The sequence below is a fragment of the Limimaricola sp. G21655-S1 genome (assembly GCF_027213785.1).
In the GTDB taxonomy this organism is placed as follows: Bacteria; Pseudomonadota; Alphaproteobacteria; order Rhodobacterales; family Rhodobacteraceae; genus Limimaricola.
This window is the reverse complement of sequence record NZ_JAPWGO010000015.1, coordinates 18058-35476: the sequence shown is the minus strand read 5'-3', so window position 1 is coordinate 35476 and position 17419 is coordinate 18058. Positions and strand designations below refer to the sequence as shown.

The 17419-nt window shown below is 68.2% G+C and carries 16 protein-coding genes; 14 read left to right on the top strand and 2 right to left on the bottom strand.

The window, feature by feature from the left end:
- The first annotated feature begins 45 nt into the window (after window positions 1–45).
- Genes O4G76_RS14540 through O4G76_RS14520 form a run of 5 tightly spaced genes read left to right on the top strand, consistent with a single transcriptional unit; the run spans window position 46 to window position 5504 of the window.
- On the top strand, window positions 46–1023 hold the full coding sequence (locus O4G76_RS14540; protein WP_269397994.1) for an ABC transporter permease: 978 nt from the start codon (window positions 46–48) through the stop codon (window positions 1021–1023).
- Entirely contained in the window at window positions 1020–1862 is an 843-nt protein-coding gene (locus O4G76_RS14535) for an ABC transporter permease (protein ID WP_269397993.1), read from the top strand. Before O4G76_RS14540 ends, O4G76_RS14535 begins: the two co-directional genes overlap by 4 nt.
- A complete protein-coding gene (locus tag O4G76_RS14530) occupies window positions 1859–3493 on the top strand; it encodes an ABC transporter ATP-binding protein (RefSeq protein WP_269397992.1) in 1635 nt (544 codons plus the stop codon). Before O4G76_RS14535 ends, O4G76_RS14530 begins: the two co-directional genes overlap by 4 nt.
- Window positions 3493–4395, top strand: a complete 903-nt coding sequence (locus O4G76_RS14525) for a glyoxylate/hydroxypyruvate reductase A (RefSeq protein ID WP_269397991.1) — start codon at window positions 3493–3495, stop codon at window positions 4393–4395. Before O4G76_RS14530 ends, O4G76_RS14525 begins: the two co-directional genes overlap by 1 nt.
- Complete coding sequence (locus tag O4G76_RS14520; RefSeq protein WP_269397990.1) at window positions 4392–5504, top strand: FAD-binding oxidoreductase; 1113 nt, start codon at window positions 4392–4394, stop codon at window positions 5502–5504. Before O4G76_RS14525 ends, O4G76_RS14520 begins: the two co-directional genes overlap by 4 nt.
- Before the next feature lie 4 nt (window positions 5505–5508).
- Here O4G76_RS14520 and O4G76_RS14515 read toward each other — a convergent pair whose 3' ends face one another.
- Entirely contained in the window at window positions 5509–6186 is a 678-nt protein-coding gene (locus O4G76_RS14515; protein WP_085896423.1) for a GntR family transcriptional regulator, read from the bottom strand.
- A gap of 132 nt (window positions 6187–6318) precedes the next feature.
- On the opposite strand from O4G76_RS14515, the gene O4G76_RS14510 reads away from it, so the two are divergent.
- The 8 genes from O4G76_RS14510 (at window position 6319) to O4G76_RS14475 (ending at window position 14677) form a co-directional block, all read left to right on the top strand.
- The gene (locus tag O4G76_RS14510) at window positions 6319–7665 is read left to right on the top strand and encodes a glutamine synthetase family protein (protein ID WP_269397989.1); all 1347 of its coding nucleotides are present in this window, start codon (window positions 6319–6321) and stop codon (window positions 7663–7665) included.
- A complete protein-coding gene (locus tag O4G76_RS14505) occupies window positions 7665–8966 on the top strand; it encodes an FAD-binding oxidoreductase (RefSeq protein WP_269397988.1) in 1302 nt (433 codons plus the stop codon). The genes O4G76_RS14510 and O4G76_RS14505 overlap by 1 nt, the downstream gene beginning before the upstream one ends.
- Before the next feature lie 14 nt (window positions 8967–8980).
- Window positions 8981–9946 (top strand): agmatinase, encoded by a 966-nt coding sequence (gene speB, locus O4G76_RS14500; protein ID WP_269397987.1) that lies wholly within the window; start codon window positions 8981–8983, stop codon window positions 9944–9946.
- Between the two features lie 311 nt (window positions 9947–10257).
- Window positions 10258–11103 carry a cytochrome c oxidase subunit II gene (locus O4G76_RS14495; protein WP_269397986.1) on the top strand — a complete coding sequence of 282 codons (846 nt, stop codon included), beginning with the start codon at window positions 10258–10260 and terminating at the stop codon, window positions 11101–11103.
- Window positions 11100–12872, top strand: coding sequence for a cbb3-type cytochrome c oxidase subunit I (locus tag O4G76_RS14490; RefSeq protein WP_269397985.1), 1773 nt, complete (start codon window positions 11100–11102; stop codon window positions 12870–12872). The genes O4G76_RS14495 and O4G76_RS14490 overlap by 4 nt, the downstream gene beginning before the upstream one ends.
- Entirely contained in the window at window positions 12869–13561 is a 693-nt protein-coding gene (locus O4G76_RS14485) for a hypothetical protein (RefSeq protein WP_269397984.1), read from the top strand. Before O4G76_RS14490 ends, O4G76_RS14485 begins: the two co-directional genes overlap by 4 nt.
- A gap of 11 nt (window positions 13562–13572) precedes the next feature.
- Window positions 13573–14286, top strand: a complete 714-nt coding sequence (locus O4G76_RS14480) for a heme-copper oxidase subunit III family protein (RefSeq protein WP_269397983.1) — start codon at window positions 13573–13575, stop codon at window positions 14284–14286.
- A gap of 7 nt (window positions 14287–14293) precedes the next feature.
- Window positions 14294–14677: a cytochrome C oxidase subunit IV family protein gene (locus O4G76_RS14475; protein ID WP_269397982.1), complete on the top strand. Its 384-nt coding sequence runs from the start codon at window positions 14294–14296 to the stop codon at window positions 14675–14677.
- 99 nt (window positions 14678–14776) lie between these two features.
- Here O4G76_RS14475 and O4G76_RS14470 read toward each other — a convergent pair whose 3' ends face one another.
- Entirely contained in the window at window positions 14777–15343 is a 567-nt protein-coding gene (locus tag O4G76_RS14470) for an EF-hand domain-containing protein (RefSeq protein WP_269397981.1), read from the bottom strand.
- Between the two features lie 404 nt (window positions 15344–15747).
- Here O4G76_RS14470 and O4G76_RS14465 point away from each other — a divergent pair, with 404 nt between their 5' ends.
- The gene (locus O4G76_RS14465; protein WP_269397980.1) at window positions 15748–17412 is read left to right on the top strand and encodes a BCCT family transporter; all 1665 of its coding nucleotides are present in this window, start codon (window positions 15748–15750) and stop codon (window positions 17410–17412) included.
- Window positions 17413–17419 lie beyond the last annotated feature (7 nt).

Below are 17419 nucleotides of genomic sequence, written 5' to 3'. Positions count from 1 at the left end.
CCCGTCCGCCCCGGCGCCTCGCCATCGCAACGGAGAGCCCCCGGCATGGCCATCGCCACCACCGTCCTCGGACGGCTCATCAAGGCCGCGATCACGCTTCTGGCGATCGTGGTGCTGAACTTCCTGCTGATCCACGCCGCGCCCGGCGATCCCGCCGCCGTCATGGCGGGCGAGGCTGGCGCCGCCGACGAGATCTTCATCGCCCAGCTGCGCGAGCGCTTCGGCCTCGACCAGCCGCTCTACGTGCAGCTGTGGAACTATGTCGGCAACATCATCCAGTTCGACCTCGGCTATTCCTACCGGCAGGGCGCGCCGGTCTTCGACCTGATCATGGAGCGGCTGCCCGCGACATTGTTGCTGACCCTCACCGCCTTCGGCATCTCGCTCCTGTTCGGCGTTGCCATGGGCGTCGCCGCCTCGGCCCGGGTCGGGCGCGCCGGAGACAGCATCATCACCGGCATCGCGCTGCTGTTCTACGCCACGCCGCTCTACTGGGCGGCGCTGATGGCGGTGCTGGTCTTCTCGGTCTGGCTCGGATGGCTGCCCGGCTTCGGCTACGAGACGGTGGGTGGCGGCTTCACCGGGCTTTCCCGCGCCCTCGACATCCTCAAGCACCTGATCCTGCCCGCCACCACGCTGGGTCTGTTCTTCATGGCGGTCTACACCCGCATGACCCGGGCCTCGATGCTGGAAGTGGCGCAGATGGACTTCGTGAAGACCGCGCGCGCCAAGGGCCTGCCCGACCGGGTGATCCGCCGCCGCCACATCCTGCGCAACGCGCTTCTGCCGGTCGTCACCCTCGCCGGTCTTCAGGCCGGCCAGCTGGTGGGCGGCGCGGTGCTGACCGAGACGGTCTTCGCCTGGCCCGGCATCGGGCGGCTGATGTTCGAGAGCCTGCAGGCGCGCGACTACAACACGCTTCTTGGCGTGTTCCTGATCTCGGCCGCGATGGTCATCCTGTTCAACATCGTCACCGATCTTGTCTATCGGCTGATCGATCCCCGCATCGGAGCCACGCGATGAGCGATTTCTGGTCCCGCTTCTCCCGCAATCGCGGCGCGATCCTCGGCCTCGTGCTGCTCGCCACCGTGATCATCGTGGCGCTGATCGCGCCGCTGCTGTTCCCAAAGGGGCCGTGGCAGATGGTGCAGCGCCCCTTCCTCACCCCCTTCGCGACCGAAGGCCTGCCCCTGGGCACCGACACGCTGGGCCGCGACGTGGCGGCGGGCCTCGCCTATGGCGCGCGGGTCTCGCTGCTCGTGGGTCTCGTCTCGACGCTGGTGGCGCTGGCCATCGGCGTGCCGCTGGGGGCGGTCGCGGGCTATTACGGCGGCTGGGTCGACGAGGCGGCGATGCGCTTTACCGAGTTCTTCCAGACCATCCCCAACTTCGCGCTGGCCATCGTGCTGGTGGCGATCCTCGAGCCGACGCTGACCTCGATCACTCTGGCCATCGCCATCGTCTCGTGGCCCCCCGTCGCCCGGCTCGTGCGGGCCGAGGTGCTGTCGCTGTCGAAACGCGAATTCGTCGATGCGGCGCAGCTCGCGGGCCTGTCGAACCGGCGCATCCTGCTGGGCCAGATCCTGCCCAACGCGATGTCGCCGATCATCGTCATGGCCTCGTTGATGGTCGCCACCGCGATCCTCCTCGAAAGCTCGCTCGCCTTTCTCGGCCTCGGCGATCCCAACATCATGTCATGGGGCTACATGATCGGCGCCGCGCGCACCGTGATCCGCTCGGCTTGGTGGCTGAGCTTCTTTCCCGGGCTAGCCATCGTCATCACCGTGCTGGCGCTGAACCTGATCGGCGAGGGGCTGAACGACGCGATGAACCCGCATCTTAACCGGAAGGGCCGGGCATGAGCGACACCGTGCTGCGCATCGAGAAGCTGACCCTCGACCTGCCATCCGGCGCCGACCGCGCCCATGCCGTGCATGATCTGAGCTTCACGCTGGCGCGCGGCGAGGTGCTCTGTGTGGTGGGCGAGAGCGGCTCCGGCAAGTCGATGACCGCCAGCGCCCTGATGGGGCTGCTGCCGGGCGCGGTGAAGATCGGCGGCGGCCGCGCGATCTTCGGCGGTCGCGGCGTGCTGGTCCTGCCCGAGGCCGAGCGCCGCGCGCTCAGGGGCGCGAAGATCGGCATGATCTTTCAGGAGCCGATGACCGCGCTCAACCCGCTGATGCGGATCGGCGACCAGATTTCGGAGGTGTTCGAGGCGCATGGGCTGCTGACGCCGGCCGAACGGCGCGCCCGCGCGCTGGCGCTGATCGAGGAGGTGGGCTTGCCCGATCCCGAGAAGATCATCCGCGCCTACCCGTTCCAGCTCTCGGGCGGCCAGCGTCAGCGGGCGATGATCGCCATGGCGCTCGCGCTCGAACCCGAGATCCTGATCGCCGACGAGCCGACCACCGCGCTCGACGTCACCACGCAGGCGCAGATCCTCGACCTGATCGCGGAGATCCGGCAAAGGCACGGCATGGCGGTGATGTTCATCACCCATGATTTCGGCGTCGTCGCCGAGATCGCCGACCGGGTCATCGTCATGCGCCATGACGAGATTGTCGAGACCGGCCCGGCCTCCGAGGTGCTCGCCGCACCTAGGCACGACTACACCCGCCGCCTGCTCGACGCGATCCCCTCGAACGCGGTGCCGCGTCCCGAACGCGTCGCCGCCCCGCCGGCACTGGAGATCCGCAACCTGCGCAAGACCTACCGCACGGGCGGCGGCTGGGGCCGCGCCGCGCGCGAGGTGCGCGCCATCGACGACGTCTCGCTCACCATTGCGCGCGGCGAGGTGCTGGGCCTCGTGGGCGAAAGCGGCTCGGGCAAGTCGACGCTTGGCCGCGCCGTGGTGCGTCTCGTCGATCCCGACAGCGGCCAGATCCTCGTCGGCGGCGATGACATGGCCGCGCTGAATGCGGACGCGCTGCGCCGTGCCCGGCGGCGGGTGCAGATGGTGTTCCAGGACCCCTACGCCTCACTCAATCCCCGCGCGCGCATCCTGCGCTCGATCTCCGAGGGGCCGGTGGCGCAGGGCGTGCCGAAGCGCGACGCCGAGGCCCGCGCCCGCGAGCTTCTGGAGGTGGTCGGGCTGGGCGCGGACGCCGCCGACCGCTACCCGCACGAGTTCTCGGGCGGCCAGCGGCAGCGCATCGGCATCGCCCGTGCGCTGGCCATGGACCCCGACCTGATCATCGCCGACGAAGCGGTCTCGGCGCTCGACGTGTCGATCCAGGCGCAGGTGCTCGACCTCTTGCGCGATCTGCGCGCGCGGCTCGGCCTGTCGCTTCTCTTCATCACCCACGACCTGCGGGTCGCGGCGCAGCTCTGCGACAGGATCGCGGTGATGCAGAAGGGACGGTTGGTCGAGATCGGCCCGGTCGACGAGGTGTTCCTGCGCCCGCGCGATCCCTATACCCGCAGCCTCCTCGACGCGGTGCCCGGCGCGAGCTGGGCCGATGGCGGATCGCCCGCGCGCGCCGAGGCAATCTGATGGGCCGCGTGCACAAGGGTGTCGCGCTCTGCGAGCGGCTCGACCTGATGCGCCTGTTCGGACCGTATTTCGATGCCGAACCGACCCTCGACCTGCGCCTGCCCGAGCGGATCGCGGATCCATCGGAGATCGAGTTCGCCCTCGCATGGCGGCCGGGCCAGGAGGCCTTCACCCCCTATCCCAACCTGCGCGCGGTGTTCTCCATCGCCGCGGGCACGGACGGCATCACGGCCAGCCGCTCCCTGCCCCGGGACATTCCGCTGATCCGGCTGCGTGATCCCGACCAGGCGTTGCAGATGGCGGGCTTCGCGGTGTTCCAGGTGCTCTGGCACCATCGCGGCATGGCCGATCTCATCGCGGCGCAGGCCCGGCACGAATGGGCCCGCCGCGCCGGCGGCGCCAGCCCGGCACGACGGCGCATCGGCATTCTCGGCCTCGGCTTCATGGGGCGGCAGATCGCCCGTAGCCTCACGGCGCTCGGCTATCCCGTCGCCAGCCTGACGCGCCACCCGCCCGGCCCCGAACCGGGCGTCACGCATCTGACCCAGGACCGGCGCGCGGCGTTCCTCGCCGGGACCGACATCCTGATCAACGTGCTGCCGATGACGCCGGAGACGCGCGGTCTGCTCGACCGGGCGCTGTTCGACGCGCTGCCGCGCGGGGCGGCGCTGATCCACATGGGCCGCGGCGGCCAGCTGGTCGAGGAGGACCTGCTCGCGGCGCTCGACAGCGGCCAGCTCTCGGGCGCGTCGCTCGACGTCTTCGCGACCGAGCCGCTGCCGCGCGGCCACCCGTTCTGGGACCATCCGAAGATCCTCGTGACCCCGCATATCGCGGGCGAGGCAGAGGCCGGGGCGGTGGTCGAGAACGTCCGACGCGGAATGGAGGCGCTTGGAGCATGAAGCAGAACGACGTCATCGTGCTGGGCGGCGGCATCGCCGGGGTCAGCGCCGCCGCCGAGATCGCCACGCAGGCGCGCGTCACCGTGATCGAGGCCGAGCCCTCGATCGGCTATCACGCGACGGGGCGGTCCGCCGCGCTGTTCATCCGCAACTACGGCAACGCCACGCTGCGCGCGCTCAACGCCGCCTCGGCCCCGTTTCTCGACGCACCCGACGGCGTGTCGGATCGCAGCCTGCTGTCACCGCGCGGCGAGCTGCTGGTCGCGAACGAGAGCGAGATGGATGCCCTCGAGGCCTATGCCAACGGCGCCTCCGGGCTCGAGCGGCTGAGCCCCGCCGAGGCCGTGGAGATCGTGCCGATCCTCAGGCGGGAGAGCATCGTGGCGGCCCTGCTCGAACGCGACGCGCAGGACATCGATGTCGACCGGATGCTTCAGGGCTACGCGCGGCTACTGCGCCACCGGGGCGGCCAAATCGTGACCGGGCTGCGCGTCGAGGCGCTGCGGCACGAGGCCGGCCTGTGGCGGATCGAGACGAAGGAGGGCGAGATCACCGCGCCGGTGCTGATTAACGCGGCCGGAGCCTGGGCCGACATGGTGGCCCGCGCCGCCGGGGCCGCGCCGCTCGGCATCACGCCGATGCGCCGCTCCGCCGCGATCCTGCCGATGCCCGAGGAGGTGGCGTTCGACGACTGGCCGATGTTCGCCTCGGCCGCCGAGCGCTGGTACGCCAAGCCCGAGGCCGGGAAACTGATGGTGTCGCCCGCCGACGAGGACCCCGTCGATCCGCATGACGCATGGCCCGACGACATGGTCCTGGCCGAGGGACTGCACCGCTACGAGCAGGCGGTGACGGTCCCGGTCAGCCGGGTCGAACGCAGCTGGGCCGGCCTGCGCAGCTTCTCGCCCGACCGCAGCCCCGTCGTGGGCTTCGATCCGGCGCGGACCGGGCTGTTCTGGCTTGCCGGACAGGGCGGCTACGGCGTGCAGACCGCCCCGGCCCTGTCGCGGCTCGCCGCGGATCTCTGCCTCGGCCGGGCTCCCGCCCTCTCACCGCACGTCGTCTCGGCCCTCTCGCCGGGCCGGTTCGCCACGGCGGGATCGGTCTGAAAGATCAGCCTCGATCCTCCGCAAGGACCAGCTGGCCCGCCTGCTGGATGCCGTCGCGGATGTCGTCCTCGATCGCGCGGACCAGCGCCCCGCAATCGCGCTCCCGCAGGGCGCGCAGGATCTCCTTGTGGCGGTCGACAAGATAGAACTGCCGCACGTCGCGGATCACCCGCCGCTGGAACGGGCCGAGCTGGAGCCAGACGCTTTCGATCGCGGGCATCGCCTGCTGATGCGGATTGGCGGTGTAGAGCAGCCGGTGGAAAGCGTGGTTCGAGGTGGTCAGCGCATCGAAGTCACCGGCGCGCACATGGCCGTCCATCCGGTCGTCGATGAGGGCCAGCTCGTCGATCAGCACCTGCGACACATAGGGCAGCGCGCGCCGCGCCGCGTGCCCTTCGAGTGCGCGGCGCAGGCTCACGATCTCCTCGAACCGCTCCGGCGTCATCCCGGGAATGCTGATGCGGCGATTGCCCAGAAGCTCGATCGCCCGCTCCGAGCCGAGCCGCCGCAGCGCCTCGCGGATCGGGGTCGGGCTGATCCCCATGCAATCGGCGAGGCCGCGGATCGTCAGCGTGCTTTCGGGCTGTACCGCCCCCACCATGATGGCGTTGCGCAGCCTCGCATAGACATAGTCCTGCGCGGTCACGAAGCCCTCGCGCGGGAGGTCGGGCAGATCCAGCATGACATCCCCTGTTCCGGTCGCGGCACCACGGCAGGCGCGATGGCAAACGCGATCGCGATTGACACAGCCATATCGGACTGTCATGCAAAAAGGTATCACAAATCTGAAAATTGTATCTCGATTGGCCCCGGCATGAACGAAGACGAACCGATCTCGGCCCCCGCGCCGCAGGAGCTCGAAAACATCTTCGGCTGCGTCTGCGACCTGAACGGCGTGCTGCGCGGCAAGCGGATGCCGGCGGACCAGCTCGACAAGGTGATGGCTGGCACGGTGCGGATGCCGCTGTCGATTTGCGGCCTCGACATCTGGGGCGAGGATATCGAAGGCGGCGCCATGGTGTTCGAGACCGGCGACGCCGACGGGGTCTGCGTTCCCACGGGCCGCGGCGCCATGCCGATGAGCTGGACCCGCAAGCCGACCGCGCTGATCCCCCTGTGGATGAACGAGGAGAGCGGTGCGCCCTTCCTTGGCGATCCGCGCCGCGCCCTTGCCAACGTGGTCGAACGCTTCAAGACGCACGGGCTGACGCCCGTGGTGGCGACCGAGCTGGAGTTCTACCTGATCGATCCCTCGGGCGATCACCCCGCCCCGCCCTGTTCGCCGATCACCGGCAAACGGCTGACCTCGGACGGCGCGCTCTGCCTCGACGAGCTGGAGCATTTCGACGCCTTCCTCAACGACGTCTATGCCGCCTGCCACAGCCAGGGCATCCCCGCCGACAGCGCCATCTCAGAGAACGGCGCCGGGCAGTTCGAGATCAACATGCGCCACGTCGCCGACCCGCTGCGGGCCGCCGATGACGCGCTGCTGTTCAAGCGGGTGGTGCGCGGCATCGCCCGGCAGCACGGCTTCGCCGCCACCTTCATGGCCAAGCCCTATGGCGACCGCGCCGGTTCGGGCTTCCACGTGCACATGTCGATCACCGACGACGAGGGCCGCAACCTCTTCGACAATGGCGGCGAGGACGGCACGCCGATGATGCTGAACGCGGTGGCGGGGCTTCTGGAGACGATCCAGCAGAACGCGCTCATCTTCGCGCCGCACGAGAACAGCTTCCGCCGGCTGCTGCCCGGCGCGCACGCGCCCTCGAACGTCGCATGGGGCTACGAGAACCGCACCGTGGCGATCCGCATTCCCGGCGGCGATCACAAGGCGCGAAGGATCGAGCACCGGGTCGCGGGCGCCGACGCCAACCCCTATCTGGTGCTGGCGAGCGTTCTGGGCGGCGCGCTCCTGGGGATCGAGCGCGAGTTGACGCCACCGCCGGCGATCACCGGCGACGCCTACAGCCTCGACCTGCCGCACCTGCCACTGGACTGGGCCACCGCGATCCGCGCCTTCCAGAACGGCACTCTGGTCACCGAGATCTATTCACGGCGGCTGCAGAAGATGTTCGTCGAATGCAAGAAGCAGGAGCAGGCCCGCTTCAACCGGCACGTCACCGAACTGGAATTCCACAGCTATCTGGAGATCGTCTGATGGCCGCATCCTACGCGGGCGACGGAAGCCACACCGGCTCCTACTACGCCGCCTCGGCCAACCCCTCGCCCGAGCGCCCGGCGCTGACAGGCGAGCACGACACCGAGATCTGCGTCGTCGGCGCGGGCTATAGCGGGCTGTCCACGGCGCTGCATCTCGCCGAGAAGGGCCACAAGGTCACGATGCTCGAAGGCGCGCGCGTCGGCTGGGGCGCATCGGGCCGCAATGGCGGGCAGATCGTCAACGGGCTGAACGCCTCTCTTTCGACCATCGAAAAGCGCTACGGCCGCGACACCGCGACATTCGTGGCGTCTCTGGTGCAGGAGGGCGGCGAGATCATCCGCGAGCGGGTCGCGCGCTACGACATCAAGTGCGACCTGAAGCAGGGCAACATCTTCACCGCCATCACCGGCGCGCATATGCGCGAGCTCGAGGCGCGCCAGAAGCTCTGGCAGGGCTACGGCATCGACAACCAGGTGATGCTCGACAAGTCACGGCTGCGCGAGCATATCGGCTCGGATTTCTACGCGGGCGGGCTGCTCGACACCACCGGCGGTCATATCCACCCGCTCAACCTCGCGCTCGGCGAGGCCGAGGCGGTCGAACGCAATGGCGGCGTGATCCACGAGATGTCGCCCGTCATCTCGGTCGATACCCAAGCCGCGCGACCCGTCGTGAAGACCGAGAAGGGCACGATCCGCTGCGACCGGCTGGTGCTGTGCGGCAATGCCTATCTCGGCCATGTGGTGCCGGAACTCGCGCCGCGCGTGATGCCGGTCTCGACCCAGATCATGGCGACGGAGCCGCTCTCCGAGGAGCTGGCCGCCGAGCTTCTTCCCAAGGATGAATGCGTCGAGGACGTGCGCTACATCCTCGACTACTACCGGCTCTCGGCCGACAAGCGGATGCTGTTCGGCGGCGGCACCGTCTATGGCGGCACCGACCCCAAGGATATCAAGGCCAAGCTCAAGCGCAACATGGACAAGGTGTTCCCGAAGCTGAAATCGGCGCGGATCGATTATGCGTGGTCGGGCAATTTCGCGCTGTCCTTCAGCCGGGTGCCGCAGATGGGCCGGATCGGGGCCAACACCTATTTCGCGCATGGCTATTCCGGCCACGGCGTCACCGGATCGCACACCTTCGGACGCATCCTGGCCGAGGCGATCCACGGCGACGCCTCGCGCTTCGACGTCTTCGCGGCGTTGCCCTGGATACCCTTCCCCGGCGGCCGGGCGCTGCGCGTGCCCTATTCGGTGATGGGCAGCTGGTATTACGGCCTGCGCGACAGGCTCGGAATCTGAAGGTGACGCAGGACATGCAGCAGGGCGACCAGGCGTTCCGGCGCGGCGAGACGCGGGGCCGCTGGCCCGAGATGACCTATGGCGGCGCGCTGAGCTTCCTGCGCCGCAGCTATTCCCGCGATCTCGCGGGCGTCGACGTGGTGGTGTCCGGCGTGCCCTTCGACGCCAGCGTCACCAACCGCCCCGGCTGCCGCTTCGGCCCGGCGGCGATCCGCGCCGCCTCGACCCAGCTCGCCGAGCTCAAGGCCTTTCCCTTCGGTTTCGACCCGTTCGAGACGCTCTCGGTGATCGACTGGGGCGACTGCATGATCGATCCGCACCACCCGATGAGCGTGGCCCCCGCCATCGAGGCCCATGCCGATGCGATCCTCGCCTCCGGCGCACGGATGCTGACGCTGGGCGGCGACCATTCGATCTCCTACCCGCTCCTGAAGGCGCATGCGAAGAAGCACGGGCCCATTGCGCTGCTGCAGTTCGACGCGCATTGCGACACCTGGGAGGATGACGGCAAGCGGCTCGACCACGGCACCATGTTCGCCCGTGCCGCGGCCGAGGGCGTGATCGACGTGTCCCGCTCGACGCAGCTGGGGCTGCGGACCTTCAACGACCACGACCACGGCTTCGAGATCCTCACCGCGCCATGGCTGCACCGCAATGGCATCGACGCCGCGCTCGATCAGCTGCGCGACCGGGCCGGCGACGCGCCGGTCTATCTGAGCTTCGACATCGACGGGCTCGACCCGGCCTTCGCGCCGGGCACCGGCACGCCGGTCGCGGGCGGGCTGGCCTCGTGGCAGGCGCTGGAGCTGGTGCGCGGCTTGGGCGGGCTGAACCTCGTCGGCATGGATGTGGTCGAGGTCTCGCCACCCTACGACCACGCCGAGATCACCGCCATCGCCGCCGCCACCGTGGCGCATGACTGGCTCTGCCTGCTGGCACGCGACGCGGGCGCCGCGCCGCGCGAGGTGGGTCGCCTCTGACCGGCGCGGGGCCGGGAACCGGGCCCCGCCACGTCACCCACCCGTTCTCTGGACGAGCACCAGAATCGGCGCCCGGGTCCGCCCCCCGGCCCGCGAAGGGTCGGGCGAACTTGTGCATCGCGTTTCGGACCCTCCGGGCCGCGTCCTCATGACGCCAAGGCAGCCTCTGGCCCGGGCGCAGGGCGCCCTTTCGGGGTGCCATCGCATGCCGCTGGAAAATTTCCCGAAATTCGGCTATGGTCGCTGCACTTCGCAAGATTGCCACGCGCCTGCACCCGAGACCTGCGCCCCCGCGTGGAAGGGACATCGCCATGATCGTTGCGGCTTGTCTGGTTCTGATTGTTCTGTTTTCCGTGGCGTTCCATCTGGTCAGCCCATGGTGGTGGACGCCCATCGCCTCGAACTGGGGCTATATCGACACCACGCTGGTCATCACCTTCTGGATCACCGGCGCCGTCTTCACGGCGGTGGTGCTGTTCATGGCGTGGTGCGTGTTCCGCTACCGCCACAAGCCCGGCCGCGTCGCCCATTACGAGCCCGAGAGCAAGCGGCTGGAGATCTGGCTCACGGCGCTGACCGCGCTCGGCGTCGCGGCGATGCTGGCGCCGGGGCTGGTGGTCTGGAACCGGTTCATCACCGTGCCCGATGACGCCACCGAGATCGAGGTAGTGGCCCAGCAATGGTTCTGGAGCTACCGGCTGCCCGGCGCGGATGGACAGCTCGGCAGCTCGGACGTGACCTGGATCTCGGCCGACAACCCGCTCGGACTCAACCCGCATGACCGGTTCGGCGCCGACGACGTGGTGATCGACGGCGGCGATTTGCACCTGCCGATCGGCAAGCCGGTGAAGGTGCTGCTGCGCTCGGTCGATGTGCTGCATGATTTCTACGTGCCCGAATTCCGCGCCAAGATGGACATGGTGCCCGGCATGGTCACCTATTTCTGGTTCACCCCCACCCGCACCGGCGAGTTCGAGGTGCTCTGCGCCGAGCTGTGCGGCACCGGGCACGGCTACATGCGCGGCTACGTGCTGATCGACGAGGAGGCCGAGTACGAGGCCTGGCTCGGCGAGCAGCTCACCTTCGCGGGATTGCCAGCTGGCAAGGAAGTGCAGGTCGCGAATACCGCGGAGCCGATCGGAGGGAGCGATCCATGAGCAGCGTCAGCGAAGACCCCGACACGGGCATTCCGCCCGCCGAAGTGCCCGATCTGCCGCCGCCGCATGCCCACGGCTTCTGGTCGCGCTGGGTCTTCTCGCAGGACGCCAAGTACATCGCGCTGCAATATTCCGGCACCGCCATCGCCATCGGCCTCGTCGCCCTCGTCCTGTCATGGCTGATCCGGATGCAGCTCGGCTTTCCGGGCGTGTTCGATTTCATCTCGGCCGAGGCCTATTACCAGTTCATCACCATGCACGGCATGATCATGGTGGTCTACCTGCTCACCGCGATCTTCTTGGGCGGCTTCGGCAACTACCTGATCCCGCTGATGGTCGGCGCGCGGGACATGGTGTTTCCCTTCGTCAACATGCTGAGCTTCTGGGTGTATTTCCTCGCCGTGGTGGTGCTCGCGGCGAGCTTCTTCGCGCCGGGCGGACCCACGGGCGCGGGCTGGACGCTCTACCCGCCGCAGGCGATCCTGTCGGGCACGCCGGGCGGCACGCAATGGGGCATCGTGCTGATGCTCGTCTCGCTGATCCTGTTCATCATCGGCTTCACCATGGGCGGGCTGAACTACGCCGTCACGGTGCTGCAGGCGCGCACGCGGGGCATGACATTGATGCGGATGCCTCTCACCATCTGGGGCATCTTCACCGCCACGGTGATGGCGCTTCTGGCCTTCCCGGCGCTGTTCGTGGCGAGCGTGATGATGCTGTTCGACCGGCTTTTGGGCACGTCGTTCTTCATGCCGGCTCTGGTGGAGATGGGCGAGCAGCTGAGCTATGGCGGCGGCTCGCCGATCGTGTTCCAGCACCTGTTCTGGTTCTTCGGCCACCCGGAGGTCTACATCGTCGCGCTGCCGGCCTTCGGCATCGTGTCGGACCTGATCGCGGTGCATGCGCGCAAGAACATCTTCGGCTACCGGATGATGGTCTGGGCCATCGTCATCATCGGCGCGCTGTCCTTCATCGTCTGGGCGCACCACATGTACGTCTCGGGCATGCATCCCTATTTCGGCTTCTTCTTCGCCACCACGACGCTGATCATCGCGGTGCCCACCGCGCTCAAGGTCTACAACTGGATCCTGACGCTGTGGCGCGGCGACATCCACCTGACCCTGCCGATGCTCTTCGCGCTCGGCTTCATCGTCACCTTCCTCAATGGCGGGCTCACCGGCCTCTTCCTCGGCAACGTGGTGGTCGACGTGCCGCTGTCGGACACGATGTTCGTGGTGGCGCATTTCCACATGGTGATGGGCGTCGCGCCGATCATGGTGATCTATGGCGCGATCTATCACTGGTTCCCGCTGATCTCGGGGCGGATGCTGTCGCACCGGCTCGGGCTGATCCATTTCTGGGTCACCTTCATCGGCGCCTACGCGATCTTCTTCCCGATGCATTACGTGGGTCTCGTCGGCGTGCCGCGCCGCTATCCCGACATCTCGGCGAGCTTCGTGCCGGATAGCGTCGCAACGCTCAACGCCTTCATCACCGTCGCGGCGCTGACCGTGGGCGCTGCGCAGATGCTGTTCCTGTTCAACGTCGCGTGGAGCCTCGCGCGGGGCCGCAAGGCGGGCCACAACCCGTGGCGCGCCGCCTCGCTCGAATGGCAGACGCCCGAGGTGCCGCCGCGTCACGGCAACTGGGGCGACGAGTTGCCTGTGGTCTATCGCTGGGCCTATGACTACTCGGTGCCCGGCGCGCCGCGCGACTACATCGCGCAGGACGATCCCGGCCACCGCGCCAGCTGGAGCCACGTGCCATGAGCATCGTGCTTGGCTTCGTGGCGCTGGTGGCCGTGATCGCGCTGACATGGCTCTGGCGGCAGGGCGTGGCCGAGAGGCCGTGGCTCGAGACCGGCGCCGTCACCCGTAGCCCCTCCCCCGGCGGCCAGCCCACGGGCCGGACCGGGCTCGGCGTGTTCCTGATCGTCGCGGGCGGGCTGTTCGCGCTGGCGGGCAGCGCGGTCACCATGCGCATGGGCTATGCCGACTGGTTCGAGATGCGGCTGCCGCGCGTGGTCTGGGCCGGCACGGCGCTCTTGGCGCTGAGCAGCCTCGCGCTGCAGGCCGCCGTGTTCGCCGCCCGGCGCGGAGACGGGCCGGGCCTCGCGAGCTGGATCGGCGCGGGCGCGGCGAGCATGGCGGCCTTCCTCCTGGCACAGGGGCTTGCATGGGCGCGAATGGCGGAAACCGGTCAGGGCCTCGCGGCGACGCCGGGGGCCAGCTTCTTCTACCTGATCTCCGGGCTGCACGGGCTGCATATCCTCGGCGGGCTGGTGGCGCTGGCGCGGGTGGCCACGCGGCTGCGCCGGGGGCCCGGTGCCGCCGCGCCCGCCGTCGCGCTCTGCACGATCTACTGGCATTTCCTGCTGATCGTCTGGATCGCCATGCTGGCGATCCTCACCGGCTGGGCCAGCGACGCCGCCGCGCTGTGCCGGGCGATCCTGAGCTGAGGGAGACGAGCATGACCGACGCCACCGCTCACAGGTCACCGCCCCGCCCGAACGGGCTTGAAGGGGTCGCCGCGGATTGGGCCTCGGACCAGAGGGCGTTCAAGACCGCCTCCTGGGGCAAGGCGATGATGTGGATCTTCCTGCTGAGCGACACCTTCGTCTTCGCGATCTTCCTCATCTCCTACATGTCGGCGCGCAGCTCGACCGAGGTCGAATGGCCCAATGCCAGCGAGGTCTTCGCGCTGCATGTCGGCCAGACCGAGCTGCCGCTGCTGCTGATCGCGATCATGACATTCGTGCTGATCTCGTCCTCGGGGACGATGGCGATGGCGGTGAACTTCGCCTATGCGCGCAACCGCCGCCGCACCGCGCAACTGATGTTCGCTACCGCCGCGCTCGGCGCGCTCTTCGTCGGCATGCAGGCCTTCGAGTGGACGAAGCTCATTTCCGAGGGCGTGCGGCCATGGGGCAACCCGTGGGGCGCCGAGCAGTTCGGCGCGACCTTCTTCATGATCACCGGCTTTCACGGGACCCATGTCAGCTTCGGGGTGCTGTTCCTGCTGATCGTCGCGAACAAGGTCCGCAAGGGCGAATTCGACAGCGGCCGCAGGACATGGCTCTGCCGCGAGAAGGGCGACTACGAGGCGGTGGAGATCATGGGCCTCTACTGGCACTTCGTCGACCTCGTCTGGGTCTTCATCTTCGCGTTCTTCTACCTGTGGTGAGGGAAACATGACGCATGCCGCCGCCTCCGACACCCATGCCTCGCACGAGGGGCAGGCCCATCCGATCCGGCTCTACCTCACCTGCTGGGGCTTTCTGTTCGTGCTCAGCGCCGCCTCCTACATGGTCGATTACGCGCAGCTCCAAGGCGCGCTGCGCTGGAGCTTGATCCTGATCTTCATGGTGCTGAAGGCCGGGCTGATCGTCGCGGTGTTCATGCATATGGCATGGGAACGGCTGGCGCTCGTCTATGCGATCCTGCTGCCGCCGCTCGCCGCGCTGGTCTTCATGGGGATCATGCTGGCCGAGTCCGACTACACGCTGCAATCGCGGGCGACCTATCTCTCCGGCGATCCGGAGCTCGCCGTCGCGCGGGAGGGCGGGCATGAATAGGCCGCGACCCGGGGGAGGACGGATCGCGGCGCGGATCGCCGGGTAGGGAGACGATCCGGCTCGGCGGGGCCCGGTGAGACCCCGCCAAGAGAAGAGCGTTCAGCGGCGGCGGTCGGCCGGGCTGATCGCGCCGTCGCCGTCACGATCCATCCGCTCGAGCATGGGGTCGAGGCGGGCATCGATCTCGCCCTCGACAATCTCGCCGTCGCCATCTGCGTCGAGTGCCTGGAAGGCATCAACCATGCGCTCGCGCATGAAGGCGTTGTAGAGCGTCTCGAACTCCTCGATCGTCAGAGCGCCGTCACCCGACGCATCGGCGCTCTCGACCTGCGCGGTGCGGAAAGCCTCGATTTCCTCCAGCGTCAGGCTGCCATCGCCGTCGGCATCGGCTTGGGTCATGATCTGCTGCATCATCATGCCGCCACGCGGTCCGCCATGCCCGGCGCCGCGGCCATGGTGCCGGCCGCCCCGGCGGTCCTCGTCGCCGCCGCGATGCATGCGCGGGCCGCGCTCATCGGCCGCTTGCGCGTCGGCGGGCGCGGCCTGCGCGGTCGCGGCGGCCGGCTCCTGAACCGGCGGCTGGCTCTGCGCGGTGGCGACGGCGGCGCCGGCACCCAGCAGCGCGGTCACCAGGAAGGCGGTAGGAAGAAGAGTGTTCGGTTTCATGTCTTGGCCCTTTTCTGCGTTGTCTGTCCGGCGTCGTCATCGGCGCCGTGTCGATCACTTGGGCCTTCCTGCCTGCTGGATAAGAGCCGCGCCACGCGGGCTTTGTCGCCGTCTGTCGCAGCGCGGCGATGCGATACAGCTCGCGACAAATCCCTCCGGCTTTCGCCTGGAAACAGCCCGCGAAACCACGGTCGCCGGGGCCTGATCCGCCCGCGCGGCCTTTCGTTTACGCCTCGAACATGGCGCTGCAGCACCCGTGGAGGCCCGCTCCGGAGGCATCGGCAGATCGCTGCCACTTGCTCCGTGCTCCGGCTTTCGTGACGGAACCTGCCGAAAGGTAATGTGAACGACATCGGGCCAAGCGCGTTGAGCCCCAATCGATTGGCAGGAGCGAGGACGAGATCATGTCAGGCATGCGACCGCAGGAGCGGTTCTGGATATTTCCAAAGGTCAACCGACCGGTCTTCATCGTCTCGGCGGCGCTGATCATCGGGTTCATCCTGTTCGGCGTGCTCTTCAACGAACTCGCCAACACGGTCTTCACCGGGATCCAGGGCTGGCTCGCCGGTTATTTCGGCTGGGCGATGATCATCCTGATCAACCTGCTGCTGGTCTTCGTGATCTTCATGGGGGTCGGGCCCTTCGGCGATGTCCGGCTGGGCCGGATGGACGAGAACCCGGAATATTCTCTGTTCTCCTGGACTGCGATGCTGTTCTCGGCCGGGATCGGCATCGGCCTGATCTACTGGGGCGTGGCCGAGCCGATGTATCACTACTTCGCGCCCCCCATGGCCGACCCCGAAACCGTGCAGGCGGCGCAGGAGGCGATGGCGATCAGCTTCATGCATTGGGGTTTCCACGCTTGGGGCATCTACGCGGTGGTGGCGCTGGCGCTGGCCTATTTCCACTTCCGCAAGGGGCTGCCGCTGGCGATCCGCTCGGCGCTCTACCCGCTGATCGGCGACCGGATCTACGGGTTCTGGGGCGATCTCGTCGACATCGTCGCGGTGTTCGGCACCATGTTCGGCATCGTCACCTCGCTGGGCCTCGGCGCCACCCAGGTCAATGCCGGCCTGAACGAGCTGTTCGGTGTGCCCAACAACGTGGTGGTCCAGATCCTCATCATCGCCGCGATCACCGGCATGGCGACGCTTTCGGTCGTCGCCGGTCTCGACGGCGGCATCAAGCGCCTCTCCAACGTCAACATCATCCTGACGCTCGTCTTCCTCGCCTTCATGGTGATCGTCGGCCCGACGCTGTTCATCCTCGACAGCTTCGTCGACAATTACGGCTACTACCTGAGCCGCTTCATCCAGCTGGGCACCTGGAACGAGGGTTGGCAGGGTGGCAATGACGGCGGCAACTGGCAGGAGAGCTGGACCATCTTCTACTGGGCCTGGTGGGTCAGCTGGGCGCCCTTCGTCGGCGTCTTCGTGGCCCGGATCAGCCGTGGCCGCACCGTGCGCGAGTTCATGTTCGGGGTGATGCTGCTGCCCTGCTCGATCATGTTCTTCTGGTTCACCGCCTTCGGCGGCACCGCGATCTCGATCTCGCTCACCGGCGACCCGACACTGGTCGACGCCACGCGCGAGAACTACGCCAACACCATGTTCGCCCTGCTCGACTACTTCCCCTTCTCGGGCGTGACTTCGTTGTTCGCGACGATCCTGATCGTGATGTGGTTCGTGACCTCCTCGGACTCGGGCAGCTTTGTGATCGACATGCTGACCGCCGGCGGCGATCCGAACCCGCCCAAGGTGCAGCGCATTTTCTGGGCGGTGTCCGAAGGCGCGGTGGCCTCGGTGCTGCTGCTCGCGGGGGGCTTGGGTGCGTTGCAGGCGGCGGCGGTGATCGCGGGCTTCCCCTTCGCGGTGGTGCTGTGCCTGATCGCATGGGGCCTCGTGCGGGCGCTCCGCTGGGACAACCTGATGGTCCATCGTCACCGTCAACGGTTCCGCAGCGATGCCGAGGCCGAGCACAACATGGGCACCGACGTGCATGATGCCTATGCCCAGCTCAGCACCGCCTCCGCCCGGAACGACACGGCCGAAGGCGCCCCGGCGGAGTGACGAGCCG